At 59.8% G+C, this 24,491-nt stretch carries 22 protein-coding genes; 11 read left to right on the top strand and 11 right to left on the bottom strand.

Going from position 1 to position 24,491, the window contains the following annotated elements:
- Both ACXPVS_RS05685 and ACXPVS_RS05680 read right to left on the bottom strand, forming a co-directional pair.
- Complete coding sequence (locus tag ACXPVS_RS05685; RefSeq protein ID WP_458509049.1) at nt 1–414, bottom strand: DUF4398 domain-containing protein; 414 nt, start codon at nt 412–414, stop codon at nt 1–3.
- Between the two features lie 275 nt (nt 415–689).
- Nucleotides 690–1,034, bottom strand: coding sequence for a pilin assembly protein (locus ACXPVS_RS05680; protein WP_458509048.1), 345 nt, complete (start codon nt 1,032–1,034; stop codon nt 690–692).
- Between the two features lie 334 nt (nt 1,035–1,368).
- On the opposite strand from ACXPVS_RS05680, the gene ppc reads away from it, so the two are divergent.
- The 7 genes from ppc to ACXPVS_RS05645 all read left to right on the top strand — a co-directional run bounded on the left by ppc (nt 1,369) and on the right by ACXPVS_RS05645 (nt 8,600).
- The gene (ppc, locus tag ACXPVS_RS05675) at nt 1,369–3,999 is read left to right on the top strand and encodes a phosphoenolpyruvate carboxylase (protein ID WP_458509047.1); all 2,631 of its coding nucleotides are present in this window, start codon (nt 1,369–1,371) and stop codon (nt 3,997–3,999) included.
- Nucleotides 4,000–4,287: 288 nt separating this feature from the next.
- Nucleotides 4,288–4,938 carry an adenylate kinase gene (gene adk, locus ACXPVS_RS05670; protein ID WP_458509046.1) on the top strand — a complete coding sequence of 217 codons (651 nt, stop codon included), beginning with the start codon at nt 4,288–4,290 and terminating at the stop codon, nt 4,936–4,938.
- A 93-nt stretch (nt 4,939–5,031) separates the two neighbouring features.
- On the top strand, nt 5,032–5,706 hold the full coding sequence (gene tsaB / locus ACXPVS_RS05665) for a tRNA (adenosine(37)-N6)-threonylcarbamoyltransferase complex dimerization subunit type 1 TsaB (protein ID WP_458509045.1): 675 nt from the start codon (nt 5,032–5,034) through the stop codon (nt 5,704–5,706).
- Between the two features lie 176 nt (nt 5,707–5,882).
- Nucleotides 5,883–6,188 carry a hypothetical protein gene (locus ACXPVS_RS05660; RefSeq protein ID WP_458509044.1) on the top strand — a complete coding sequence of 102 codons (306 nt, stop codon included), beginning with the start codon at nt 5,883–5,885 and terminating at the stop codon, nt 6,186–6,188.
- On the top strand, nt 6,188–7,048 hold the full coding sequence (locus tag ACXPVS_RS05655; protein WP_458509043.1) for a DUF72 domain-containing protein: 861 nt from the start codon (nt 6,188–6,190) through the stop codon (nt 7,046–7,048). Before ACXPVS_RS05660 ends, ACXPVS_RS05655 begins: the two co-directional genes overlap by 1 nt.
- Before the next feature lie 32 nt (nt 7,049–7,080).
- Nucleotides 7,081–7,902: an isocitrate lyase/PEP mutase family protein gene (locus ACXPVS_RS05650; RefSeq protein WP_458509042.1), complete on the top strand. Its 822-nt coding sequence runs from the start codon at nt 7,081–7,083 to the stop codon at nt 7,900–7,902.
- A gap of 2 nt (nt 7,903–7,904) precedes the next feature.
- Nucleotides 7,905–8,600 carry an extensin-like domain-containing protein gene (locus ACXPVS_RS05645; RefSeq protein WP_458509041.1) on the top strand — a complete coding sequence of 232 codons (696 nt, stop codon included), beginning with the start codon at nt 7,905–7,907 and terminating at the stop codon, nt 8,598–8,600.
- Between the two features lie 17 nt (nt 8,601–8,617).
- Here ACXPVS_RS05645 and ACXPVS_RS05640 read toward each other — a convergent pair whose 3' ends face one another.
- The gene (locus ACXPVS_RS05640; RefSeq protein WP_458509040.1) at nt 8,618–9,238 is read right to left on the bottom strand and encodes an energy transducer TonB; all 621 of its coding nucleotides are present in this window, start codon (nt 9,236–9,238) and stop codon (nt 8,618–8,620) included.
- A 93-nt stretch (nt 9,239–9,331) separates the two neighbouring features.
- Between ACXPVS_RS05640 and ACXPVS_RS05635 the strand changes: the two genes are divergently transcribed.
- A complete protein-coding gene (locus ACXPVS_RS05635; protein ID WP_458509039.1) occupies nt 9,332–10,114 on the top strand; it encodes a class I SAM-dependent methyltransferase in 783 nt (260 codons plus the stop codon).
- A gap of 44 nt (nt 10,115–10,158) precedes the next feature.
- Here the strand turns inward: ACXPVS_RS05635 and ACXPVS_RS05630 are convergent, their stop codons facing one another.
- The gene (locus ACXPVS_RS05630) at nt 10,159–10,794 is read right to left on the bottom strand and encodes a TetR/AcrR family transcriptional regulator (protein WP_458509038.1); all 636 of its coding nucleotides are present in this window, start codon (nt 10,792–10,794) and stop codon (nt 10,159–10,161) included.
- Between the two features lie 94 nt (nt 10,795–10,888).
- Between ACXPVS_RS05630 and ACXPVS_RS05625 the strand changes: the two genes are divergently transcribed.
- Nucleotides 10,889–11,989, top strand: a complete 1,101-nt coding sequence (locus ACXPVS_RS05625; protein ID WP_458509037.1) for an efflux RND transporter periplasmic adaptor subunit — start codon at nt 10,889–10,891, stop codon at nt 11,987–11,989.
- A 6-nt stretch (nt 11,990–11,995) separates the two neighbouring features.
- On the top strand, nt 11,996–15,067 hold the full coding sequence (locus ACXPVS_RS05620) for an efflux RND transporter permease subunit (protein ID WP_458509036.1): 3,072 nt from the start codon (nt 11,996–11,998) through the stop codon (nt 15,065–15,067).
- 85 nt (nt 15,068–15,152) lie between these two features.
- Here the strand turns inward: ACXPVS_RS05620 and ACXPVS_RS05615 are convergent, their stop codons facing one another.
- The 3 genes from ACXPVS_RS05615 to plsB are packed head-to-tail and all read right to left on the bottom strand — an operon-like array spanning nt 15,153 to nt 18,757.
- Nucleotides 15,153–15,842 carry a DUF4197 domain-containing protein gene (locus ACXPVS_RS05615; protein WP_458509035.1) on the bottom strand — a complete coding sequence of 230 codons (690 nt, stop codon included), beginning with the start codon at nt 15,840–15,842 and terminating at the stop codon, nt 15,153–15,155.
- A 29-nt stretch (nt 15,843–15,871) separates the two neighbouring features.
- A complete protein-coding gene (locus tag ACXPVS_RS05610; RefSeq protein ID WP_458509034.1) occupies nt 15,872–16,270 on the bottom strand; it encodes a YbaY family lipoprotein in 399 nt (132 codons plus the stop codon).
- Nucleotides 16,271–16,273: 3 nt separating this feature from the next.
- Nucleotides 16,274–18,757: a glycerol-3-phosphate 1-O-acyltransferase PlsB gene (plsB, locus tag ACXPVS_RS05605; protein WP_458509033.1), complete on the bottom strand. Its 2,484-nt coding sequence runs from the start codon at nt 18,755–18,757 to the stop codon at nt 16,274–16,276.
- Between the two features lie 164 nt (nt 18,758–18,921).
- On the opposite strand from plsB, the gene ACXPVS_RS05600 reads away from it, so the two are divergent.
- The gene (locus tag ACXPVS_RS05600) at nt 18,922–19,131 is read left to right on the top strand and encodes a cold-shock protein (RefSeq protein ID WP_008146705.1); all 210 of its coding nucleotides are present in this window, start codon (nt 18,922–18,924) and stop codon (nt 19,129–19,131) included.
- A gap of 74 nt (nt 19,132–19,205) precedes the next feature.
- Here the strand turns inward: ACXPVS_RS05600 and ACXPVS_RS05595 are convergent, their stop codons facing one another.
- From ACXPVS_RS05595 to ACXPVS_RS05580, 4 genes are all read right to left on the bottom strand, one after another.
- Complete coding sequence (locus ACXPVS_RS05595; protein ID WP_074879738.1) at nt 19,206–19,583, bottom strand: hypothetical protein; 378 nt, start codon at nt 19,581–19,583, stop codon at nt 19,206–19,208.
- 83 nt (nt 19,584–19,666) lie between these two features.
- On the bottom strand, nt 19,667–20,476 hold the full coding sequence (locus tag ACXPVS_RS05590) for a putative RNA methyltransferase (protein WP_458509032.1): 810 nt from the start codon (nt 20,474–20,476) through the stop codon (nt 19,667–19,669).
- Nucleotides 20,476–21,627 carry a succinyl-diaminopimelate desuccinylase gene (gene dapE, locus ACXPVS_RS05585; protein WP_123365795.1) on the bottom strand — a complete coding sequence of 384 codons (1,152 nt, stop codon included), beginning with the start codon at nt 21,625–21,627 and terminating at the stop codon, nt 20,476–20,478. Before dapE ends, ACXPVS_RS05590 begins: the two co-directional genes overlap by 1 nt.
- A gap of 97 nt (nt 21,628–21,724) precedes the next feature.
- Nucleotides 21,725–24,316: a glycosyltransferase gene (locus tag ACXPVS_RS05580; RefSeq protein WP_458509031.1), complete on the bottom strand. Its 2,592-nt coding sequence runs from the start codon at nt 24,314–24,316 to the stop codon at nt 21,725–21,727.
- Nucleotides 24,317–24,491 lie beyond the last annotated feature (175 nt).

The following is a 24,491-nucleotide window of genomic DNA, read 5'->3' as shown; positions in this document are numbered from 1 at the left end:
TTACTGCACGGTGCGCTGGCTTTCCTGACGCAGCTCTTGAACACCTTTCTGAGAATCCTTCACAGCCTGTTCCGCTTTGATAGCCTGGGCTTTGCGCTCAGCCACGCGTGCGTCCCACTCGGCCTGTTCGGCCAGGACTTTGGCTTCGTCATACTTTTTGTCGTGCATGGCGATTTCGGCTTGTTTGAGCTTGTCCCGCGCGGACTTCATTTCCACTGCGGCGAACTCGGTACCGCCGGCACTGACGGCGCTGTTGACCGCCGATTCCGTTACGGCGAATTGCTCGCTTGGCGGGTTACCGGCACAGCCGGCCAGAACGAAGCTGCTGCCGATGGCCAGTGCAGCCAGTTTCAGGCTACGCAGAGGGGGGAACGAGGATCTGGCAGTTCGGGTCGTCATGGTCTTCAACTCCATTGGAAAAACTCCTGAAAAACTTAAAAATCCATCTTGGGCAAGGTACCGCGACCCTCAATTTCCGGGGGTGTTCTAAAACGGCCGTCCCAAGTGTGGTTACTGGGTGTGACCCGAGGCGTTTTTCGAAAGTTCAGAGAATATGGCCTATCGCCCAAAAAAACTTTGACCGGGCGGGCAAGGCTCTAAACCGGGAGCTCTTGCCTCAAGCAGCCGTATTCCCGGCCCTGTAGGGGGCCAGGAGTCCGCAGTGTTGGAGGGTGAAAGAAGTGCGCTAATCAGTGTTTCTGTTTGTCGTCGACGGCCGACAAATCGTGCAAATGACGGCGGGACAATGCGAGAAAGCGCGGAGTCGGACCGACGTCTTCGTACAGTGGATCACCTTCTTCGTCGGTGGCCACGACGGTCGAGCCCTTCACATACGGAAAGCTCTTTTCGAGCTCTTCCAGGGCGGCGCCGATTAGCTCGCCGAGCAGTTCTACGGGCTGCCGTTTGGGGTACATATCGATAATTGCCGCCAGCCGTGCGGCAGCCTCCACATCCAGATGAATCGAGTATCCGGTGTCGGTCAGGCGACCCTTGGCGTTTTCTTCCCAGTGATGGGCAAGCTCGCGGATTTTCATAATGACCTCAGTGCGCAGCTGCTCGTGGCAGGCAGTGTCAGTGTCCGGCAATCGCCGGCGGCAGCCGGTGTAAGGCTTACTCTTCAGACTAGCTTTAACGCCCAAGGTTTAAAGTCCCTTCGTCGTCTAATGGTGAACGTTGCCTTGGTGACTCGCTGTAAAAGCGAAACCGTCACCCGCCAACACCGCACAAACGGATATACACCCACCAATCCCCAATCCCAAAACTTTCTCAGGCGAACAGCATTCCCATCGTCGTCCGCTTGTAAGAACCGCTTTACAACGGCACTCTCTAATGACAAAGCACACCCGGATTTTCGCTGGAGAACTGCTGATGACCGATATTGATGCACGCTTGCGCGAGGATGTTCACCTGTTGGGTGAGCTGTTGGGCAACACCATTCGTGAACAGTACGGGGACGGGTTTCTCGACAAGATCGAGCAGATTCGCAAGGGCGCCAAGGCCGACCGTCGCGGTTCAATGGACGCTGAGCTGAGCGCCAGCCTCAACCAATTGAGCGAAGAAGAGTTGCTGCCGGTCGCGCGGGCGTTCAACCAGTTTCTCAACCTGGCCAATATCGCCGAGCAATATCAGCTGATTCACCGTCGCGAAGAGTCACAGCCTGCGCCGTTCGAAGCGCGGGTACTGCCGGAACTGCTGGCCCGCCTGAGTGCTGAAGGCCATAGTGCTGAATCCCTGGCCCGGCAACTGGGGCGGCTGGAGATCGAATTGGTCCTCACCGCTCACCCGACCGAGGTGGCGCGCCGCACGCTGATCCAGAAGTACGACGCCATTGCCGCGCAACTGGCCGCCCAGGACCATCGTGACCTGACCACAGCCGAACGCGAGCAGATTCAAACGAAGTTGCAGCGCCTGATCGCCGAAGCGTGGCACACCGAAGAAATCCGCCGCACCCGTCCAACCCCGGTGGATGAAGCCAAATGGGGTTTCGCGGTGATCGAACATTCGCTGTGGCAGGCGATCCCCACCTATTTGCGCAAGGCTGATAAAGCGCTGCATGACGCCACGGGCCTGCACCTCCCGCTGGAGGCCGCACCGATTCGCTTTGCCTCGTGGATGGGCGGTGACCGGGATGGCAACCCGAATGTAACTGCTGCCGTCACCCGTGAAGTTTTGCTGCTGGCACGCTGGATGGCTGCTGACTTGTACCTGCGCGATGTCGATCACCTGGCGGCCGAATTGTCGATGCAGCAGGCCAGCGATGACTTGAAGGCCAAGGCCGGGGACAGCGCCGAACCTTACCGCGCGGTGCTTAAGCAGCTGCGTGAACGCCTGCGCGCGACGCGTAACTGGGCTCACGCCTCCTTGACGACCACCACGCCGGCACCCGCCGATGTGTTGCAAAACAACCGCGAGCTGCTCGATCCGCTGGAGCTGTGCTTCAACTCGCTACATGAGTGCGGCATGGGCGTGATTGCGGATGGGCCGCTGCTCGATTGCCTGCGCCGGGCGGTGACGTTCGGGCTGTTCCTGGTGCGGCTCGATGTGCGTCAAGACTCGACGCGACATACCGCGGCCATGAACGAAATCACCGATTACCTGGGCCTGGGCCGCTACGAGAACTGGAGCGAGGAAGAGCGCATTGCCTTCCTGATGCGCGAACTGAACAACCGCCGGCCGTTACTGCCGGCATACTTCAAACCGTCCGCCGACACCGCCGAAGTGCTGGCGACTTGCCGCGAAATCGCTGCCGCGCCGGGCGCATCGCTCGGTTCTTATGTGATCTCCATGGCCGGCGCCGCTTCCGACGTGCTGGCCGTGCAACTGCTGCTCAAAGAGTCTGGCGTGTTGCGGCCGATGCGCGTGGTGCCGCTGTTCGAGACCCTTGCCGACCTCGACAACGCCGGCCCAGTGATTGAAAAACTGTTGCTGTTACCCGGTTATCGCTCGCGCCTGCAAGGGCCGCAGGAAGTGATGATTGGCTACTCTGACTCGGCCAAGGACGCCGGCACGACGGCAGCGGCCTGGGCACAGTATCGGGCGCAGGAGCGCTTGGTCGACATCTGCCGCGAGCAGCAAGTGGAGCTGCTGTTGTTCCACGGTCGCGGTGGCACCGTGGGGCGCGGTGGCGGCCCGGCACACGCGGCGATTCTGTCGCAGCCGCCGGGTTCGGTGGCGGGGCGTTTCCGTACCACCGAGCAGGGGGAAATGATTCGTTTCAAATTCGGCCTGCCGGACATCGCCGAGCAGAACCTCAATCTGTACCTGGCCGCGGTACTGGAAGCGACCTTGCTGCCGCCGCCGCCACCGGAACCTGCCTGGCGCCATTTGATGGACGAATTGGCCGCTGACGGTGTCAGCGCTTATCGCGCCGTGGTGCGGGAGAATCCGCAGTTCGTCGAGTATTTCCGCCAGTCCACTCCGGAGCAGGAACTGGGACGCTTGCCGCTGGGCAGTCGTCCGGCCAAGCGCCGCGCCGGCGGGATTGAAAGCCTGCGGGCGATCCCGTGGATCTTCGGCTGGACCCAGACGCGTCTGATGTTGCCGGCGTGGCTCGGTTGGGAAGCTGCGCTGAGCAAAGCGCTGGAGCGCGGCGAAGGTGAACTGCTGGGGCAGATGCGTGAGCAGTGGCCGTTCTTCCGCACGCGCATTGATATGCTGGAAATGGTGTTGGCCAAGGCCGATGCCGATATCGCCCAGTCTTACGATGAGCGCTTGGTCGAGCCGGATCTGCTCCCTTTGGGCGCGCATTTACGCGACCTATTGTCGCAGGCCTGCTCGGTGGTTCTGGGGCTGACCGGTCAGTCGCAGCTACTGGCGCATAGCCCAGCCACACTTGAATTCATCCGCTTGCGCAACACTTACCTCGACCCTCTTCATCTATTGCAGGCTGAGTTGTTGGCGCGTTCGCGACAACAGGAAGTGGCGCAGGGCAGCCCGGTAGAACAGGCGCTTCTGGTGTCTGTGGCGGGGATTGCCGCCGGTTTGCGTAATACCGGCTAAGGTTCTCGTCGTGGGTCAAGGCACTCGGCGCGAGCGTCGAGGTGCCTGTGGGCGAGGGGTTGAAAAGTGCGGCCAGGCGACAGTTAGTGATGGGGTTGCGACTAGGGTTACCCCGACGATAGGCCACATCAGGCGCGGGTTTCTCCGACTTTCGGCGGCTTGTGTGCTCCGGGCCTGCTGTGTATCTTGATCAGCCTTTGACCGTTTGGGCGGTCACGACCCTTTTTTGAGATTGGCCCCACGAGGCGAATCTGACGTTATCCATATAAAAAATTGAGGAGCACATCGATGCGCGTCATTCTGCTGGGAGCTCCCGGGGCCGGTAAAGGTACTCAGGCTAAGTTCATCACCGAAAAGTTCGGTATCCCGCAAATCTCCACCGGCGACATGCTGCGTGCCGCGGTCAAGGCCGGCACCGAACTGGGCCTGATCGCCAAGAGCGTCATGGACAGCGGTGGTCTGGTTTCCGATGACCTGATCATCAACCTGGTCAAGGAACGCATCAGCCAGGCCGATTGCGCCAACGGTTTCCTGTTCGACGGTTTTCCGCGCACCATTCCTCAGGCTGAAGCCCTGGTGAAAGCCGGCGTGGAACTGGATCACGTGGTCGAAATCGCCGTCGATGACGAAGAAATCGTTCAGCGTATCGCCGGTCGACGTGTTCACGAGTCCAGCGGCCGTGTTTACCACACTGTTTACAACCCGCCGAAGATCGCCGGCAAGGACGACATCACCGGTGATGCATTGGTGCAGCGCAAGGACGACACCGAAGAAACCGTGCGTCATCGCCTGTCGGTCTACCATTCCCAGACCAAACCTTTGGTCGAGTTCTACCAGACGCTGTCTGCTGCGACTGATGGCAAGCCGAAATACAGCCACATTGCGGGCGTCGGCTCGGTTGAAGTGATCACCGGCAAGGTGCTTGAAGCACTGAGCTGAAAAGTCTGAATCGCTTCATCTTCTACGGCCCGCTTGCGGGCCGTAGTTGTTTATACTGACGCACTTTTTCTGACCTCTCTTACGGAAACATCGATGAGCACCTTGCTGGCCCTGGACACCGCGACTGAAGCTTGCTCCGTTGCCTTGCTGCATGACGGTAAAGTCACGAGCCATTACGAGGTGATCCCACGCCTGCATGCGCAAAAGCTGCTGCCGATGATTCAGCAGTTGCTGGCGGATGCCGGGACCACCTTGCAAGCGGTCGATGCAATCGCTTTCGGGCGTGGGCCGGGTGCCTTCACTGGCGTGCGGATTGCCGTCGGCGTGGTGCAGGGGCTGGCGTTTGCGCTGGATCGTCCGGTGTTGCCAGTATCGAACCTGGCCGTGCTGGCGCAGCGGGCCTATCGCGAACATGGCGTAAACCAGGTTGTGGCCGCCATCGATGCGCGCATGGACGAAGTGTATTGGGGTTGCTACCGCGAAACGGCGGGGGAGATGCGGCTAGTCGGCCATGAAGCGGTGCTGCCGCCTGAAGTCGCCGCGTTGCCGGCTGACGCCAGCGGTGAGTGGTTTGGCGCCGGCACTGGTTGGGGGTATGCCGAGCGAATCGCCGTCAGCCTGACCGGGCAGGATGCGGGCATGCTGCCTCACGCTGAGGACCTGCTGACCCTGGCGCGTTTTGCCTGGGCGCGCGGCGAAGCGATCGTGGCTGATGAGGCTCAGCCGGTGTACTTGCGCGATAAAGTGGCAACGCCGAAAGCGCGTTGATTCCGAAGCCGATGGGGCCTTTCGCGAGCAGGCAATCTATCGGATGTTGCCAATCGTCGTTCTATATCCCCAGCTTTTAAACCTTTTCCATTTTATGTGTTCTAGTTATCACTCGGCAGTTTGCGAAGCGGGCCATGAGCCACTAAACTGCCATCATTGATCCCGGACATGTACTCATGCGTATAGACGGCGTTCCCTCTCAGTCCTACCCCATCAAACGCAAGCCTCGCAAAGGTCCTGTGGCGGATGACGACTACGTCGATATCGACGGCGAGTTGGAAATTCCATCCGAAGCGCAAATGGCTGCCCGCGCTGCCAAAGCCTCTGCGCAACGCTTGAGCAATCTTCCCGCCCGTCAACAAGACATGCTTTATCACCGTGCCATGAGCAACAGTGTCGCAAAGGCCCTTGCCAGTTACCTGAGCACCGCCGGTTTTGTCGATTGGGATTCGGATGTGCTGGGCCTCGACCTGTACATCTGATGCGACTGCCTTACTACCTGGGCTGTCCATCCTGGAGTGAAAACGCCTGGCGCGATTATCTTTATCCGCCAGACGCCAAACCCGCTGAGTTTCTGAATCTCTATTCCCGTGTATTCAACGCCGTGGAAGGCAATACGACCTTCTACGCGAGCCCGGCTGCGACCACCGTGCAGCGTTGGGCGCAAACCATGCCCGAACACTTTCGCTTCACTGCCAAGTTCCCCGGTGACATCAGTCACAGCGGTGATCTGCGCGAACAATTGACCGCTGCCGACACCTTCCTGCAATTGCTCAGTCCCTTGGGTGAACGGGTTTCACCGCTGTGGCTGCAACTGTCCAAAAGCTTTACGCCGAAGCGACTGTCGGAGCTTGCCGGTTTTATTGATGCTGTGGACCGGCCACTGGCGGTTGAAGTACGTCATGACGACTTTTTCGCCAAGGGCGATGCCGAGAGAATGCTCAATCGCCTGCTACTGGATCGCGGTGTCGAGCGTATCTGCCTCGATCCCCGCGCGCTGTTCAGCTGCACATCGACCGATCCTGCTGTACTTCACGCCCAATCGAAAAAACCCAGGGTGCCGCCCCGTCCGGCCGCCTTCACGCAATGTCCGCAGGTGCGTTTCATTGGCCATCCGCAGCTTGAGGCCAACGATCCGTTCCTGCTGCCGTGGGTCGAGAAAATCGCCGTGTGGATCGAAGAGGGGCGCAGGCCCTATATCTTCCTGCACACCGCCGACAACCTGCTGGCCGCCAAACTGGCGCAACGTTTTCACGCAAAACTGATGCAGCGTTTGCCTGGCCTGCCGCCGCTGCCTGAGCTATACAGAGAGCCCGCTGCCGAGCAACTTGGTCTGCTCTGAAGCGGATCCCCTGCTTTTTCAGGAGCCTGCCAATGGATGCGCACACCCTTCGAGCCCAAGCGTTTAAGGCACTGCACGAGCGCGCAGGGGCTTTTGTCATTCCCAACCCATGGGACGCCGGTTCGGCGAAGATGCTCGCCAGCCTGGGTTTCGAGGCGCTGGCGACCACCAGTGCCGGATACGCCTTTTCCAACGCCCGTCCCGATGGCGCGTTGACGCTGAACGACACCTTGGCAAACGTTCGGGCGATTGTCGCGGCCACTGACCTGCCCGTCGCCGTCGACCTGGAAAACGGCTTCGCTGACGATCCAGCTGAATGCGCACAGAGTATTTGGCGTGCGGCAGAGGCCGGTGCGGTTGGCGGCTCGATCGAAGATGCCACGGGGCGTGAAGACGCGCCGATCTACTGCTTCGAGCATGCCGTGGCGCGCATCGAGGCTGCCGTGGCAGCGGCTCGCCGCTTGCCGTTTCCCTTTATGTTGACCGCTCGCGCGGAGAATTTTCTGCACGGCAATCCTGATCTTGCCGATACCATTCGCCGCTTGCAGGCGTTTGCCGAGGCAGGGGCCGACGTGCTTTATGCGCCGGGTCTGCGCAGTGCTGAAGATGTGTTGGCGGTGGTCCGCGCCGTGGCGCCCAAGCCAGTCAACGTATTGATGTCCGGTGGGCTCAAACTGACGGTCGAGCAGTTGAGCGAAATGGGCGTCAAGCGGATTAGTGTCGGTTCGGCTCTGGCCTTGGCAGCCTACGGCGAGTTCTTCCGCGCTGCCGAAGAGATCAAGAGGTCGGGCACATTCGGGTTCACGTCGCGATCGATGCCGTACGCCCAGGCTAATCAACTGTTCAAAGGATGACGATGCGGTTTCGGTGGTGGCTGCTGTTGATGCTGTTAATCATCTGCACAGCGGCGATGAGCGTCTGGCGTGGCTGGATATCGATGCCACCACAGTGGAACCCTTGGGCGCCGCTGGACGTGAAGGCCGCGCCCAATTTTCTGACGCGCTACAAACTGATGCGCCTGCGCGATGATCCACAGTTGTGTGATCAAGCCCTGAGCAGCTCCGGATTGCGCGTAACCCATCAGGCTGACAGTCCCGACGCGACGTGTGCGTTGATCAACACGCTGCGCGTACAAGGCGGCGAGGTGGCCCTGAGCAGCAGCTTCCTCGCCAGTTGCCGTCTGGCGGTGTCGTTCGCGCTGTTCGAGCACCACGCCCTGCAACCCGCCGCACAAGCGATCTACGGTCAAGCGGTAACGCGTGTCGACCATCTCGGCAGTTTTGCCTGTCGCAACGTCTACAACCGCGAGAACGGCAGACGCAGCCAGCATGCCAGCGCTGATGCGCTGGATATCGCCGGTTTTCGTTTGGCTGATGGCCGATCCATCAACGTGCTCAAGGATTGGCCGAAGGATAATCGGGACGCACGGTTTTTACGTCAGGTCCGCGATGGTGCCTGTGACCTGTTCAGTGTGGTCTTGAGTCCGGATTACAACGCCGCCCATCGCAATCACTTTCATGTGGATGTCGGGCCGTGGAAGGTGTGTCGCTGAGGGCCTGTTATTGAAGGTCAGGCGGCGATTCGCAGGTTTTGCAGGACGATCGGGCGAGCCCAGCCGTTATCGAAATCGAGTTGTTTCTGTTGCTCCACCCGTTCTTCGGGCGAGAACGGCGGGAATGGCTTGTCCAGCAGATCGAGTTCGAATTCGGCGATTGGCAGATGCAGCGGACGCGGTTGCGGTACGGCGCCAGACGCTGGCAGCGGTTGACCTGCCGTGAGCACGATCGGGCGGACCCAGCGGCTTTCGAAGTCCTGTTGTTTCTGCTGCGCGACAATTTCTTGTACCGGGAACGGTGGGAAAGGTTTGTCGGCCAGGTCCATTTCGAACTCGGCAATCGGCAGGAACAGTGGCTCGGGCGGGCGGACCTCGGTTTCTTTCACATCGCATTCGCGCTGGGAAATGATGTGAGCCAGCAGTTCGCTGCCAACAGTGGGTTCGATCGGGCTGTCGAGATCGACCGGTGGAAAGTTGAGAGAAGCCGGTACGACATCGCCCGACTGATCGGCCAGTGCCTGGGCAAAGAAATCCTGCCACAGGTGACTGACGCCGCTCAGTGCTTGGGAGTTTCGTAGGCCAAAATCGCCGTGGGGCGAGATGTAGCCTATCGATGTGCGTTGAATGTCTGACATTTTTCTCGGTCGACGCTCAGCTCTGGCAAAATGCTCGATAGTTTTGTTATCGGCCGTTTTTGCCGATCATTAATTTTTTGAGCGTGTTTTCTCATGATTGAGCAACCAGCGGCCTGCCGCATCCATGTCGAGGCCTTGGCCGCGACTTTTCAGCCACAGGCCGAACAATGGGCCGAGCGCCTGGGGTTGCCGATGCAGGTGGATGACGGTGAGTTTGCCTTGCAGGTCGGCGACCAGGGTTTGCAATTGCAGCAACTGGGCCCGGATGCGCCGGGGCCGGTGCGGGTGGACTTCGTCGAGGGCGGTGCTGCCCATCGCCGCCTGTATGGCGGTGGGAGCGGTCAGATGATCGCCAAGGCGGTCGGTGTTGCCCAGGGCGTGCGTCCGCGCGTGCTGGATGCCACGGCGGGGCTGGGCAAAGATGCGTTTGTGCTGGCGAGCCTGGGCTGCGAGATGAGCCTGATCGAGCGTCAGCCGTTGATCGGCGCGTTGCTTGAAGATGGCCTGGCACGCGGCGCGGAAGACTTTGACGTGGCGCCGATTGTGGCGCGCATGCGCTTGCTCAAGGGCAACTCGATCGAGGTAATGCGCAATTGGGAAGGCGAGCCGCCGCAGGTGATCTACCTCGACCCGATGTTTCCCCATCGTGAGAAAACGGCCTTGGTGAAGAAGGAAATGCGCCTGTTCCGGCCGCTGGTAGGCGATGACCCGGATGCGCCTGCACTGCTCGAAGCGGCGTTGGCGTTGGCCAGCCATCGAGTGGTGGTCAAGCGCCCGCGCAAGGCGCCATGCATCGAAGGGCCGAAGCCGAGTCATGCGCTGGACGGTAAATCCAGCCGGTATGATATTTACCCGAAGAAAGCGCTGAAACTTTGATCCAGCACTGATCGTTCCTACGCAGAGCGTGGGAACGATCATCGCTAAGGCCGATACGCCCGCATAAACAACTCCACCACTTCCTGCACATGGCTCTCGGCCGCATCCCCGGTCAGCGGTTCGCCGCAGCCATAAAGCAGCCTGAAATTCCCCGCCCCCTTGAGCAAGCAGAAGAAATGCTCGGCCGCATTACGCGGTTTTTCGATGCTTAACGCGCCGCTGTGATCAACCTTGGTCAGCAACCGCTCCATGCCATGCAGCATGCGCTCAGGCCCGGCCTCGAAGAAGATCAGCGAGAGTTTCGGGTCCTGGCTGCCCAGCGTCATCATCAGCCGATGCAGGTTAACGGATTCGTCGCTGTTGATCAGTTGATGAAAGCCGCGCGCGATGTTCAACAGCACCGTTTCTACGGCAGTGCCGTCCGGCAACTCGAAAAACAGCGTCGGCAACTGCTCTTCGCACTTGGCCATCACGGCGGCGGAGAATAGCGTCTCCTTGTCGTTGAAATGGCTGTAGACCGTCAGCTTCGACACACCGGCCTCGGCCGCGACGGCGTCCATGCTGGTATTCGCATAACCCTTGCTCAGAAACAGAATTTTCGCCGCATCGAGGATCGCCTGGCGCTTGGCCAGATCCTTGGGACGGCCCGGACCGTTGGGTGCTGAAAGATTGTTCGACATTCTTCGCTTTTAATACTGGACTGGTGAGTTTGCTATTAATAACATACCGCTCAGTATAATTATTCCAAGCACCATTAGCGAAAGGTCCTTCACCATGTTCCGCTATGCCTTGCCCCTCGCGTTGCCAGTTAGTCTGGCGTTTTTATTGTCTGCGTGTGGTCACGAAGAGGCGCCCCAAGTCACCATCCGCCCGGCCATGGTGGTGCAGCCAGAGCCTTCGGCCCAGGCGATGGAAAGTTTTCCCGGCGAAGTCCGCGCACGGTATGAGCCGGACCTGGCGTTTCGCATTGGCGGTAAAGTCAGTCGACGACTGGTCGAAGAGGGGCAGCGGGTCAAGGCCGATCAACCTCTGGCGGAACTTGATCCTCAGGATGTACGCCTGCAACTGGAAGCCACCCGTGCCCAAGTCGCCGCTGCCGAGGCCAATCTGAACTTGGTGCGTGCCGAACGTGATCGCTACAAGACCCTGGTGGACCGTCAGATGGTCAGCCGTTCGCAGTACGACAATTCCGAAAACCTTTACCGAGCGGGTGAAGCACGCCTCAAGCAAATCAAAGCCGAGTTCAACGTTTCGACCAACCAGGCCAGTTACGCCGTGCTGCGTGCGCCGCAGGATGGCGTGGTGGCTAAGCGCGCGGTTGAAGTCGGGCAAGTGGTGACGGCGGGGCAAACCGTATTTACCCTCGCTACCGATGGCGAGCGCGAAGTGTTGATCAGCGTGCCGGAGCAGAGCTTTGGCCGCTTCAAGGTTGGTCAGCCAGTGTCGGTGGAACTCTGGACCCAACCGGACCAACGTTTCGCCGGGCGCATCCGTGAGCTGTCGCCGGCTGCCGATCCAAAATCGCGCACCTTTGCCGCCCGTATCGCGTTCACTACCGGCAAGGTCCCCGCTGAACTCGGCCAGAGCGCCCGGGTGTTCGTTCAGACCTCCGATGTGGTGCCGCTGTCGGTGCCGCTTTCCGCGCTGACAGCGCAAAACGGCGCGACCTACGTCTGGGTCGTCAATGCCAACAACACCCTGAAGAAAACCCCGGTGCGGGTCGGAGCCTTCGGCGAGAAAACCGTCCCGGTACTCGAAGGACTGAACGCCAGCGATTGGGTGGTGGCCGCTGGCGTCCATGTGCTGCTTGAAGGGCAGCAAGTACGTCCGGTGGATCGCTCCAACCGCGTGGTCAATCTGGCGGACAAGGAGTAATCCCCGATGGGTTTCAATCTTTCCGAATGGGCGCTGCGTAATCGCCAGATCGTACTGTTTCTGATGCTCTTGCTAGCCGTTGTCGGCGCACTGTCCTACACCAAGCTCGGTCAAAGTGAAGACCCGCCGTTCACCTTCAAGGCCATGGTGATTCGGACCAACTGGCCAGGAGCCACAGCGCAGGAAGTGTCGCGTCAGGTGACCGAGCGTATTGAAAAGAAACTGATGGAAACCGGCGAGTACGAACGCATCGTTTCGTTCTCCCGTCCGGGCGAATCCCAAGTGACGTTCGTCGCTCGCGATTCCATGCACTCGGTGGAAATTCCGGACCTCTGGTACCAGGTTCGCAAGAAGATCGGCGACATTCGTCATACCCTGCCACCGGGCATCCAGGGGCCATTCTTCAATGATGAGTTCGGCACAACGTTTGGCAATATCTACGCCCTGACAGGCGAAGGTTTTGATTACGCGGTGCTCAAGGACTACGCCGACCGCGTGCAGATTCAGCTGCAACGGGTCAAGGATGTGGGCAAGGTCGATCTGCTTGGGTTACAGGACGAGAAGATCTGGATCGAACTCTCCAACGTCAAACTCGCCACCCTGGGTCTACCGTTGTCGGCGGTGCAGCAGGCCCTTGAAGAGCAGAACGCGGTGTCCTCCGCCGGGTTCTTCGAGACCTCCAGCGAGCGACTGCAGCTACGCGTCTCGGGGAGTTTTCAGACGGTCGAAGAGATCAAGAGTTTCCCGATCCGCGTCGGTGACCGCACCTTCCGCATCGCCGATGTGGCTGATGTGCGTCGGGGTTTCAACGATCCGCCAGCGCCGAGCATGCGCTTCATGGCGGAAAACGCCATTGGTCTGGCCGTGGCCATGAAGGACGGTGGTGACATTCTGGTGCTGGGCAAGGCGTTGGAAATCGAGTTCGACCGGATCCAGAACAACCTCCCTGCCGGTATGCAGTTGCGCAAGGTCTCCGACCAGCCGGCCGCCGTGAAAAGCAGCGTTGGTGAATTTGTTCAGGTGCTGGTGGAAGCGCTGGCAATCGTCCTGCTGGTGAGCTTCTTCTCCCTGGGCGTGCGCACCGGCATGGTGGTCGCGCTGGCGATTCCTTTGGTATTGGCGATGACGTTCGCCTGCATGTATTACCTGGGAATCGGCCTGCACAAGATTTCTCTCGGGGCATTGGTACTGGCGCTGGGCCTGCTGGTGGACGACGCGATCATCGCCGTGGAAATGATGGCGATCAAAATGGAGCAGGGTTTCGACCGGATCAAGGCGGCCAGTTACGCCTGGACCAGCACCGCCTTCCCGATGCTTACCGGTACGCTGATCACCGCTGCCGGCTTCCTGCCGATTGCCACTGCGCAATCGGGCACGGGTGAATACACCCGTTCGATCTTCCAGGTGGTGACCATCGCGTTGCTGGCCTCGTGGGTGGCCGCTGTGGTGTTTGTGCCTTATCTGGGGGAGAAACTCCTGCCGGATCTGGCGAAGATTCATGCCGCCAAACATGGCACGGTCGACGGCCAGCCCGACCCATACGGTACGCCGTTCTATCAGCGCGTCAGACGCTTGGTGGCGTGGTGCGTACGGCGGCGCAAGACGGTCATTGTCCTGACGGTCGTGTTGTTCATCGGTTCTGTCATCCTGTTTCGCTTTGTGCCGCAACAGTTCTTCCCGGCATCGGGTCGTCTGGAGTTGATGGTCGATCTGAAACTGGCGGAAGGCGCTTCGTTGAGCAACACCGGCGATGAGGTCAAGCGCCTCGAAGCACTGCTCAAGGATCACGCCGGTATCGACAACTATGTCGCTTACGTTGGCACCGGTTCGCCACGTTTTTACCTGCCGCTGGATCAACAACTTCCTGCAGCGAGCTTCGCGCAGTTTGTCGTCCTGGCCAACACCATCGAAGAGCGCGAAACCCTGCGCACTTGGCTGATCGAAGCCCTCAAGGAGCAATTCCCGGCCCTGCGCGCGCGGGTGACACGCCTGGAGAACGGGCCACCGGTTGGCTATCCGATGCAGTTCCGGGTAACCGGTGAGCACATCGAGGAAGTCCGCGCGTTGGCCCGTAAGGTGGCCGCCAAGGTGCGCGAGAACCCGCATGTGGTCAACGTCCATCTGGATTGGGAAGAACCGAGCAAAGTCGTGTATCTGAACGTCGATCAGGACCGTGCCCGGGCGCTTGGCGTGAGCACTGCGAATCTGTCGAAGTTCCTGCAAATCTCTCTGACCGGTTCCAGCGTCAGCCAGTACCGTGAAGACAACGAGTTGATCGAAATTTTGTTGCGCGGCACGATGCACGAGCGCACCGAACTGTCATTGCTGCCAAGCCTGGCGGTGCCGACTGACAACGGTCGCAGCGTGGCGCTGTCGCAAATCGCGACGCTCGAATACGGCTTCGAAGAAGGCATCATCTGGCACCGCAACCGCTTGCCGAACGTGACGGTCCGCGCCGACATCTACGGCAAGGAACAACCCGCGACACTGGTGAAGCAGATCATGCCGACCCTCGATCCGATTCGCGCCGAACTGCCGGACGGGTATTTGCTGGAGGTCGGTGGCACGGTGGAGGACTCGGCTCGGGGGCAGAATTCGGTGAAGGCTGGTGTGCCGCTTTTCATCGTGGTGGTGCTGACGTTACTGATGCTGCAACTGCGCAGTTTCTCACGAACGATAATGGTGTTTCTGACGGCGCCTTTGGGTTTGATCGGTGTGACCTTGTTCCTGATGGTGTTCCGTCAGCCGTTCGGTTTCGTCGCCATGCTCGGCACCATCGCACTGTCCGGAATGATCATGCGTAACTCGGTGATTCTGGTGGATCAGATCGAGCAGGACATTGCTGGCGGGCTCGAGCCTTGGCAGGCAATTATTGAAGCGACGGTGCGGCGTTTCCGGCCAATTGTGTTGACTGCGCTCGCGGCGGTGTTGGCGATGATTCCGCTATCACGCAGTGTGTTTTTCGGCCCGATGGCGGTGGCGATCATGGGTGGGTTGATTGTCGCGACGGCGCTGACGTTGCTGTTTTTGCCGGCGCTGTATGCGGCGTGGTTCCGAGTAAAAAAGGAATCAGCTTGAACACGCAGCAGCAATAGCGCAAAAAAAAAGCCCGCTGAACCTGTAAAGGTCAGCGGGCTTTTTGTGGGTTTCAGTCGCTCAAAAACTACAACGTTCCAAACACCTTCTTCGCCAAGCTGGTCGCTGCCGCCGCGGGATTCTGGCGAATGGTTTCTTCCTGTTTAGCAATCATTTCGAACAAGCCGTTCAACGCCTGCTCGGTCACGTAGCTTTCGATGTTGGCATTCTTCGCATCCAGCACACCTAGCGTGGCGGCTTGCCCGGCGAACGAGTTGTACTGTTTGGCCAGGCCCACCTGGTCGGTGGCTTGCTTGACGATTGGCAGGAACTTGACGCGGATCTGTTCGCGGCTGGTTTTGCTCAGGTACTGAGTGGCCGAGTCCTTGCCGCCGCTGAGAATGCCCTTGGCATCCTCCACGCTCATCTTCTTCACCGCGTCCACCAGGATTGGCTGGGCCTGGGTCACGGCGGTTTCAGCCGCTTTGTTCATGCTGATTTCCAGCTGATCAACCTGGTCACCCATGCCGAACTGTTTCATCTTGCTGGCGACTTTGCCCAGTTTGCCCGGCAGTTCGATTTTCACGTCCGGGTTGTTGCTGAAGCCGCCCGGCGTGCCGAGTTGCTTCACGGCCAGTTGCGCGCCTTGGGTCAGGGCATCTTTGAGGCCGCCGGTGGCGTCTTTTTGTGACAGGTCGTTGAGCGACAGCGCCAAGGCGCTGGCGGAGATCATCAAGCCTGCGCACAGGCCGGCGAAGCGAAGGGTAGGGCGGAACATGGCAGCTTCCTTTGTTCAAAATTTGAGAGTTAGCGAGCGGCGTCGACGCGGATTTTCAGTGGCTGCCGATCGCTGCCATCCAGTTGCACGGCGTGATGCTCGGTGGTGATGAACATCAGTTCGCCATTCACTTCGATCCGTGCGCTGACCGAATAACGATGGCCCGGTTTGACCTGCGTTGGATCGTAACTCAGATGAAACGGCAGCGGCACCTGGCCTTTGACCGGGCCTTTGTGTTCGTCGAGGACCACCGCGGGCGCGTCAGCGAGGGACACGTCCTGCAGGCTGACGCTCAAGGTGGCGTCCGGCGGCAGGGCGATGCGTTGCAGGTAGAAGACTTCGCCATCAAGGCTGGTTTTGGTGGCGGGCTGTAGGGTTTGGCAGGCTCCGAGCAAAGCAGTAAGCCCCAGTAACAAGAGTTTTTTCATAAATTAAGCCTGATCCGCCTCATCTTCACTGCGATGCAATGCCACCTGACGGATTGACAAACGAATCTCCGCCGGCAACACCCGCTTGGCCGCGCCTTCGGCCAGTTCGCCGAGCAATTGATGGTAGCTCAGCTTGCCAGCCTCGTCGCGCTTGAGCACGTCCAGATCGAGCATCGTCTGGATGAAATGGCGGAACAGGCTCTTGTCGAAGAACTCTGGGGCGTTGAGGCCATGGAGGATCGACAGGCGCTGGGCCATGACCGTGCACAGGTCTTCCAGCTCTTCGGCGCTGATGCTGTTCTGACCGCTGTTGAGCAGCAGCGAGACCGTCATGTAAAAGCGTTGCAAGGTCTGGGCGATGCTTTTCGACAGCAGGGTCAGCAGAACGAAATGCCGAGAACTCGGTGCCGGACGCAGATAAACGTCATTCTCAAAACGCAGCAGACCTTGCTCGACGAAGGCTTCGAGCCATTGGTCGATCACTGCATCCAGTTCGTCCCGCGACCAACGGATGAACAGCTCCGATTGCAGGTATGGATACAGCGCGTGGGTGTAGCGCAGGATCTGTTCGCGGCTCATGCGCGAGGCGCTCTGGAAGAAGCTCGCCAGTAACGCCGGTAACGCGAAGATGTGCAAAACGTTGTTGCGGTAGTAGGTCATCAGAACGGCGTTTTGCTCGTCCAGATACAGGATTTTGCCCAGGGCATCGCTTTGCTCGGACAGCAGATCCATGTCCTTCACATGCTCGATCAGCGCCCGGCCGTCTCCTTCCGGCAGCGTGGTGTGGGGCGAATACGGGACCTTGCGCAACAGCGCCAGATACAGGTCGAGCACGCGCGCCATGGCGCGATCATCCAGCGCGAGACGGCTGGTGGACAGCAACGCCAGGGCCACAAGGTTGACCGGGTTGATCGCTGCCGCTTCGTTCAGATGCTGCGCGACTTTCTCGCCGAGGCGGTTGGTGGCTTCGTTGAGCCAGGCCGGTTTGAACTGCGGACCGAGTTCCTGCTGGCGCCAGTCCGGTTGTTCGCTGTCGAGGAACTCCGCCAGTTTGATCGGCTCGCCGAAGTTCACCGCCACCTGGCCGAAACGCTGCTTGAGCGCGCCGATGACTTTGAAAATGTCGAAGATCGATTCTTTCTTCTTGGTCGCGCCACGCAGTTCGCCAAGGTAGGTCCGGCCTTCCAGCACACGTTCATAACCGATGTAGACCGGGATGAAGACGATCGGCATCCGCGACGAACGCAAGAAGCTGCGCAGGGTGATCGCGAGCATCCCGGTTTTTGGTTGCAGCATGCGCCCGGTGCGTGAACGGCCACCCTCGACGAAGTACTCCACCGGGAAGCCTTTGGTAAACAGGGTGTGCAGGTATTCGTTGAACACCGAGGTGTAGAGCGGGTTGCCCTTGAAGGTGCGGCGCATGAAGAACGCACCGCCACGCCGCAGCAGGCTGCCGATCACCGGCATGTTGAGGTTGATCCCGGCGGCGATGTGCGGCGGGGTCAGGCCGTTGCGGAACAGTAAATAGGACAGCAGCAGGTAGTCGATGTGGCTGCGATGGCACGGCACGTAGATCACTTCGTGACCCTGAGCGACCTTCTGCACGCCTTCGATGTGGTTGATCTTGATTCCGTCGTAAATTTTGTTCCAGAACCAGCTCAGCACCACTTCCAGAAAGCGGATCGCGGTGTAGGTGTAGTCGGAGGCGATCTCGTTGCCATAACGCAGGGCTTGGGCCTTGGCTTTCTCCGGGGAGATGTTTTCACGCTCGGCTTCGTCGAGGATCGCTTGCTTGACCAGTGGCTGATTCAGCAGGCCTTTGACCAGGTTGCGACGGTGGGAAATGTCCGGACCGATCACCGCTGCTTTCAGGTTGCGAAAGTGTACCCGCAGAATCCGCTGGGCCATGCGCACGGTGCGCTCATGGCCCTTGTTGTGGTCGATCAACTCGCGCAGGTGAATCGGCGCGGAGAACTGCACCCGGGTTTTGCGCCCCAGCACAATGATGCTCAGCAATCGGCGCAGACGCCCGGTGACCACCCAGCTGTCGGCGAAGAGCAGTTTCCACGGGCTCGATTCGCTGTCTGGCGACTGACCCCAGAACACGCTGACAGGAATGATCTGCGCGTCTTCGGCAGCGTTCTGGCTCAACGCGCTGACCAGGCGAGTCAAGGTCGGCGGTGCACCACGCTTATCCTGGCGGCCGAGCCAATCGGGCTCTGGCGTCAAGTAAAAGAACGCGGCGGGCTCCACCAACGTACCTACCGATACCGGCAACACCGGGCGCGGCAGTCCGGCCTTGCCGCACTCGGTATCGACCACGGCAAGGTCTGTCAGCGAAGGGTTTTGCAGGACGTAGAACACCGGACGGCTTCGGTCGAGGTTGAGGGTGAACGACGACTGATTGATCGTCTCCGAGCGAACCCAGAGGTACAACAGTCGACGCAGGGTGCCAAACACAAGACGGCGGAACGGAGAACGGGTCATACGGCATCTGCATGAGTGAATAAAACCGAGCGGTTGCTCGGGCGGCCGATAGTGTGCCGTATTCGCCGAAAATCGGCAAAAAAGCGCCTAAGTAAACTTGAGTTGAGAGTTTTGGCGGCTGTCATATACTCCGCCGTTCAAAATAAAAACAAGGGGGTACTGACATGGCTACGCGCGAAACCGGCAATGTGAAGTGGTTCAACGACGCCAAGGGCTACGGCTTCATTCAGCGCGAGGACGGGGTGGACGTGTTCGTGCACTATCGCGCGATTCGCGGCGAAGGGCATCGCTCCCTGGCTGAAGGTCAGCAGGTGGAATACGGCGTGGTGACTGGCGAGAAGGGCTTGCAGGCTGAGGATGTGGTAGGTCTGTAATCCGTATTTTATGGATCACCCATAACCACTGTGGGGGCGAGCAAGCTCGCTCCCACAGGTTTTGTGTACAGCTTTTAGGCCGTTTTCCAGGTGATTTCTTCTTCACCATCCGCACTGATGCGCATCCAGCGATCCGCTGTCTCTTCACCTTCTTCCTCGACCCAGCTACCCGGCGCGCAACGCACTTCGACGTTCAGCGCGGCAAACGCTGCGCGGGCGCAGGCGATGTCGTCTTCCCACGGGGTCTGGTCGCTGTCCAGGAACAGGCTGTTCCATTTGCCCACGGCTTTCGGCAACCAGGTGACCGATACGTTGCCGGCCTTGCACTTGTAGGTCTGGCCTTTCTGGACCCAGTCGGTGCATGGGCCCAAAGCAGTGCCGAGCCAGGCCGCGACGGCCTTGTAGTCGACGTCGGCGTCTTTCAGGTAAATCTCGATATCGGGTTGGCGCATGGATGTCCTCACTGCGGGTCTGAAAAATCCATTCGCGGATTTAGCCGGCCTACGGCAAATGCCGAAGACCAAAAAATGAATATTTATTGAAGTACGAAATAATCGTAGCGCATTGAAACAGTGACCTCGAACGGCTCGACCTGTTCGATGACCGCCGCCCGGCGTTCGGCACTGGCGCGCCAGCCGTGGGGGGTCATGGCCAACAGGTTCGCACGGTCCTGAGCCTTTTCCAGCGTCAGTTTGAATTCCAGGGTTTCACTGTGTTGCAGCGTCATGCCTTCCGGCACCAGCGCCAGATGCTTGTCGTCAGTGTATTCACGCACTTCGTCGTACAGACGTTCGCGCAATTCCATCAGATGGCCGCTGGTCGGCCCGACTTTCATCAAGCCGCCGCCGGGGCTGAGCAAGCGTTTGGCTTCCTCCCAGTCCAGCGGGCTGAAGACGCTGGCAAGAAACTGGCAGCTGCCGGAGGCCAACGGCACCCGCGCCATGCTGGCGATCAACCAGGTCAGTTGCGGGTTGCGCTTACAGGCGCGCTTGACGGCTTCCCGGGAAATATCCAGCGCGTAACCGTCGGCGTTCGGCAAGGCTTCGGCGATTTGCGCCGTGTAGTAGCCCTCGCCACAACCGATGTCCAGCCAGCGTTGGGGCGCGTATTGCACAGCCAGTTCGGCCAGACGCTTGGCCACCGGCGCGTAATGGCCGGCATTCAAAAAATCGCGTCGGGCTTCGACCATCGCCAGGTTATCCCCAGGGTCGCGGCTGTTCTTGTGCTGCACCGGTAACAGGTTCAAGTACCCCTGACGCGCACGGTCGAAACGATGCCCGGCGGGGCAGGCCACGCCGTTGTCCACCGCGTTCAGCGGTTCGCTGCAGATCGGGCAGGCGAGCATCAGGCGAGCAACTTGATCAGGGTCTGGTAATAGATTTCGGTCAGCACATCGAGGTCGGCAGCCAGCACGCGCTCGTTGACCTGGTGGATCGTCGCGTTGACCGGGCCCAGTTCAACCACTTGTGTGCCCATGGTCGCAATGAAGCGTCCGTCGGAGGTACCGCCGCTGGTGGAGGCTTTTGTCTCGCGACCGGTCACGTCCTTGATGCTCGACGCAACGGCATCCAGCAACGCACCCGGCTCGGTGAGGAACGGCAGGCCGGAAAGCGCCCAGTCGATGTGCCAGTCCAGGCCATGCTTGTCGAGGATGTCGGCAACGCGCTTTTGCAGGCCTTCGACGGTGGATTCAGTGGAAAAGCGGAAGTTGAACACCGCCACCAGATCCCCCGGGATCACGTTGGTGGCGCCAGTGCCGGAATTGACGTTGGAGATCTGGAAGCTGGTCGGCGGGAAGAAATCGTTGCCATGGTCCCAATGCTCGGCGGCCAGTTCGGCCAGGGCCGGGGCGGCGAGGTGGATCGGGTTCTTCGCCAGGTGCGGATAAGCCACGTGACCTTGTACGCCGCGCACGGTCAGTTTGGCGCCGAGGGAGCCGCGACGGCCGTTCTTGACCACATCACCCACCAGCGTGGTGCTCGACGGCTCGCCGACGATGCACCAGTCCAGGCGTTCCTTGCGCGCGACGAGGCGCTCAATGACAGCCTTGGTGCCGTGGTGCGCCGGACCTTCTTCGTCGCTGGTGATCAGGAAAGCGACCTTGCCTTTGTGATCCGGGTAGTCGGTGACGAAACGCTCGGCCGCCACGGTCATGGACGCGAGGCTGCCTTTCATGTCCGCCGCACCACGGCCGCAGAGCATGCCGTGTTCGTCGATCACTGCGTTGAACGGGTCGATTTGCCAGGCGGTCACCGGGCCGGTCGGCACCACGTCGGTGTGGCCGGCGAAGCACAGCACCGGGCCATCGTGTTTGCCGTGGGTCGCCCAAAAGTTATCCACATCTTCGATGCGCATTGGCTCAAGCGCAAAACCGGCATCGCCCAGGCGCTGCATCATCTGCTTCTGGCAATCGGCGTCGACCGGCGTCACGGACGGACGGCGGATCAGGTCGATGGCGAGTTGAAGGGTCGGCGAAAGGTCGGCGTGGGCCGTCATGGGGAACTCCGAAAGCTGGGGGCAAGGCGCGCAAAATGGCGGTTATCTTAAAGCAAAACGGCGGCCATTGGCCGCCGTTTAGTGCATCTGTAGCGATTTAGACCGCGGGTAGGGGCTCGGCCTCGGCTGCCGGTTTTGGCAGAGAGGACAAGAACGCCATGATCAGCGCTGCGAGGTACGGCAGCGACTGCACCAGCAACATTGCCACCCAGAAGCGAATGTCGTTGCTTGGCAGGCCTTGCACCAGGAAGATCCCCAGCGCCGCGCCCCACAACAGCAACATGATGAACACCTCTTCACGCGCCTCCGAAATCGCCACCCAGAAGCCGTGGTTATCGGCGTTTTTCGGGGTGCGAAAGAACGGAATACTGCTGGTGAAGAAGCCGTACAGCACCGCTTTGGCGATGGTGTGCGACAACGCCAACCCTGCCAATGCCGCGCAGAACGCATCCTTCAGGTTGACCCCCATCGCACGCCGGTAGAGGAAGATGATCTTGCCAACCTTGAACACGAACAATGCCAATGGCGGGATCGCGAAAATCAACAACGGTGGATCGACCCGCTGCGGCACGATGATCATCGCCGCCGACCACAACAAGGCGCCAACGGTGAAGAAGATGTTCATGCCGTCCGCCACCCACGGCAACCAGCCCGCGAGGAAGTGATAACGCTGGCCACGGGTCAGCTCGGTGTCCTTGCCGCGCAGCAAACTGGCGGTGTGACGCTTGATGATCTGAATCGCTCCGTAAGCCCAGCGGAAACGCTGTTTCTTGAAGTCGATAAAGGTATCGGGCATCAGGCCTTTGCCGTAGCTGGTGTGGTAATACGCCGCTGACAGGCCTTTCTCGAACACGCGCAGACCCAACTCGGCGTCTTCACAGATGCACCAGTCAGCCCAGCCCAGTTCCTCGAGCACCGAGCGCCGGGTCATGGTCATGGTGCCGTGCTGGATGATCGCGTCACGGTCGTTACGGGTGACCATGCCGATGTGGAAGAAACCTTTGTATTCCGCGTAGCAGAGCTTCTTGAAGGTGCTTTCGTTCTGGTCGCGGTAATCCTGCGGCGACTGCACCACGGCGATTTTCGGATCGGCGAAGTGCGGCACCATGTGTTTGAGCCAGTTCGGGTCGACGCAGTAGTCCGAGTCGATCACCGCAATCACTTCGGCGTCCTTGGCGGTGTGCGGAATCAGGTAATTGAGCGCACCACCCTTGAAGCCGGCCAGTGGGGCGACGTGGAAGAACTTGAAGCGCGGGCCGAGGGTTTGGCAATAGTCGCGCACCGGTTCCCAGACCGCCGGGTCCTTGGTGTTGTTGTCGATGATCAGGACTTCGAAGTCCGGGTAATCGAGATTGGCCAGCGCGTTGAGGGTCTGTTTGACCATCTCCGGTGGCTCGTTGTAGCACGGCACGTGAATTGAGACTTTTGGTCGGTAGTCCGAATCACCCACCACCGGCAGGAACTCACGCCGGCGCTTGTGGGTCCAGACCGCTTCGGCCAGTTCATGCGCCTCTGTCAGCAATACGATAAACACCCCGAGTGCGCCGAGGGCGAGCAAGAAGCCCACCGTCAGGCTGAACCAGGTGCTGTATTGCTGGCTGTAGTCGTAACCGATCCACACCAGCACCGAACCGCAGAGGAACGCGATGAAGGTCAGGAAGGTGCGGCCACGTTGGCGCAGCGCCGAGCCGTCGATCATCAGCAAGGTCAGCGACAGCAGAGCCAATACCACCGAACCGATGGCCAGCACGCGCCATTGCGGGATTGCGACGACCGGGCCTTCAAAGTTGAATTTCTGCTGGCGCGCGGCGTTGAAAACGCCCCAGTAAGCGCCCACGGAACCTTCGTCACTGGCCTTCCACGGTTGGTCGAAGGCTTCGATCACGAAGTAGTTGAAGCCCTGGCGATTGAGCGTGTTGACCAAGGTCCGCAGATAAATCGCCTGGTCTGCCGGCGACGCATCGGAGCCGCCGCGCATACGGCCGTTGCTCGGCCAGCCGACTTCCGACAGCAGCAGCGGTTTTTTCGGGAACATCTTTTTCAGGTCACGGGCCCGGTCGAGTACGAACTGCCCGGACTGCTCCATCGGAACATGTTCCCAGTACGGCAGGACGTGGGCGGCGATCAGGTCGACGTGCTTGGCCAGGCTCGGGTTCTCTTCCCAAACGTGCCATTGCTCGGAGGTTGTCACCGGTACTTTTACTGCCGCGCGGACGCGATCAAGGATCACGCTCAATTGTTCGGCGTTGATTTCCTTGCGGAAGATCGCCTCGTTACCGACCACGACGCGAACCACGCTGCGGGAGGTATTGGCCAGGTCAATGGCGCGCAGGATTTCACGCTCGTTGCGCGCAAGATCCGGGCTGATCCAGATACCCAGCGTCACGCGCAAACCGAATTCTTCGGCGAGCGTGGGAATATCCCCCAGGCTGCCATCGACGGAGTAAGTACGGATGTTGTCCGTCAGCTTGCTCAAGATCTCCAGATCGCGACGAATTTCATCGTCGGTCGGGTATTGCTCTTTTTGTGGGTACTGGCCTTGCTGGAACGGCGAGTACGAAAAGCCGGAGATCTGTTCAGGCCAGTTGGGGGCGGTGACGGGGCGATTGATCAGCGCCCAGAAGCCGGTAAACAAGGCTGCGATGGCAAGCACCACGACCAGGTTGAGTCCAAATTTACGCGATGACATAGCTTATTCAGGTTCCAAAGGCTGTGGAACGAAGGAACGGTTTGCGGCTGGCTGCCAGATGGCAGGGGCGCGCATCCTACACTGGAGGTTCTATGACCGTACAGTGAACAGGGAAATGCCCGACATTGGGCACTCTGTTTTCACATAAGTTCTTACACTTGTCGCTGGAAGGTTA

The sequence above is a fragment of the Pseudomonas sp. Ma2-10 genome (assembly GCF_054330215.1).
This window is presented reverse-complemented; position numbering and strand designations above follow the sequence as displayed.

Excerpts from the sequence above, each read along its gene's own strand:
- ACXPVS_RS05685 (WP_458509049.1), bottom strand. The coding sequence starts at position 414 with ATGGAGTTGAAGACCATGACGACCCGAACTGCCAGATCCTCGTTCCCC.
- ACXPVS_RS05680 (WP_458509048.1), bottom strand. The coding sequence starts at position 1,034 with ATGAAAATCCGCGAGCTTGCCCATCACTGGGAAGAAAACGCCAAGGGT.
- ppc (WP_458509047.1), top strand. The coding sequence starts at position 1,369 with ATGACCGATATTGATGCACGCTTGCGCGAGGATGTTCACCTGTTGGGT.
- adk (WP_458509046.1), top strand. The coding sequence starts at position 4,288 with ATGCGCGTCATTCTGCTGGGAGCTCCCGGGGCCGGTAAAGGTACTCAG.
- tsaB (WP_458509045.1), top strand. The coding sequence starts at position 5,032 with ATGAGCACCTTGCTGGCCCTGGACACCGCGACTGAAGCTTGCTCCGTT.
- ACXPVS_RS05660 (WP_458509044.1), top strand. The coding sequence starts at position 5,883 with ATGCGTATAGACGGCGTTCCCTCTCAGTCCTACCCCATCAAACGCAAG.
- ACXPVS_RS05655 (WP_458509043.1), top strand. The coding sequence starts at position 6,188 with ATGCGACTGCCTTACTACCTGGGCTGTCCATCCTGGAGTGAAAACGCC.
- ACXPVS_RS05650 (WP_458509042.1), top strand. The coding sequence starts at position 7,081 with ATGGATGCGCACACCCTTCGAGCCCAAGCGTTTAAGGCACTGCACGAG.
- ACXPVS_RS05645 (WP_458509041.1), top strand. The coding sequence starts at position 7,905 with ATGCGGTTTCGGTGGTGGCTGCTGTTGATGCTGTTAATCATCTGCACA.
- ACXPVS_RS05640 (WP_458509040.1), bottom strand. The coding sequence starts at position 9,238 with ATGTCAGACATTCAACGCACATCGATAGGCTACATCTCGCCCCACGGC.
- ACXPVS_RS05635 (WP_458509039.1), top strand. The coding sequence starts at position 9,332 with ATGATTGAGCAACCAGCGGCCTGCCGCATCCATGTCGAGGCCTTGGCC.
- ACXPVS_RS05630 (WP_458509038.1), bottom strand. The coding sequence starts at position 10,794 with ATGTCGAACAATCTTTCAGCACCCAACGGTCCGGGCCGTCCCAAGGAT.
- ACXPVS_RS05625 (WP_458509037.1), top strand. The coding sequence starts at position 10,889 with ATGTTCCGCTATGCCTTGCCCCTCGCGTTGCCAGTTAGTCTGGCGTTT.
- ACXPVS_RS05620 (WP_458509036.1), top strand. The coding sequence starts at position 11,996 with ATGGGTTTCAATCTTTCCGAATGGGCGCTGCGTAATCGCCAGATCGTA.
- ACXPVS_RS05615 (WP_458509035.1), bottom strand. The coding sequence starts at position 15,842 with ATGTTCCGCCCTACCCTTCGCTTCGCCGGCCTGTGCGCAGGCTTGATG.
- ACXPVS_RS05610 (WP_458509034.1), bottom strand. The coding sequence starts at position 16,270 with ATGAAAAAACTCTTGTTACTGGGGCTTACTGCTTTGCTCGGAGCCTGC.
- plsB (WP_458509033.1), bottom strand. The coding sequence starts at position 18,757 with ATGACCCGTTCTCCGTTCCGCCGTCTTGTGTTTGGCACCCTGCGTCGA.
- ACXPVS_RS05600 (WP_008146705.1), top strand. The coding sequence starts at position 18,922 with ATGGCTACGCGCGAAACCGGCAATGTGAAGTGGTTCAACGACGCCAAG.
- ACXPVS_RS05595 (WP_074879738.1), bottom strand. The coding sequence starts at position 19,583 with ATGCGCCAACCCGATATCGAGATTTACCTGAAAGACGCCGACGTCGAC.
- ACXPVS_RS05590 (WP_458509032.1), bottom strand. The coding sequence starts at position 20,476 with ATGCTCGCCTGCCCGATCTGCAGCGAACCGCTGAACGCGGTGGACAAC.
- dapE (WP_123365795.1), bottom strand. The coding sequence starts at position 21,627 with ATGACGGCCCACGCCGACCTTTCGCCGACCCTTCAACTCGCCATCGAC.
- ACXPVS_RS05580 (WP_458509031.1), bottom strand. The coding sequence starts at position 24,316 with ATGTCATCGCGTAAATTTGGACTCAACCTGGTCGTGGTGCTTGCCATC.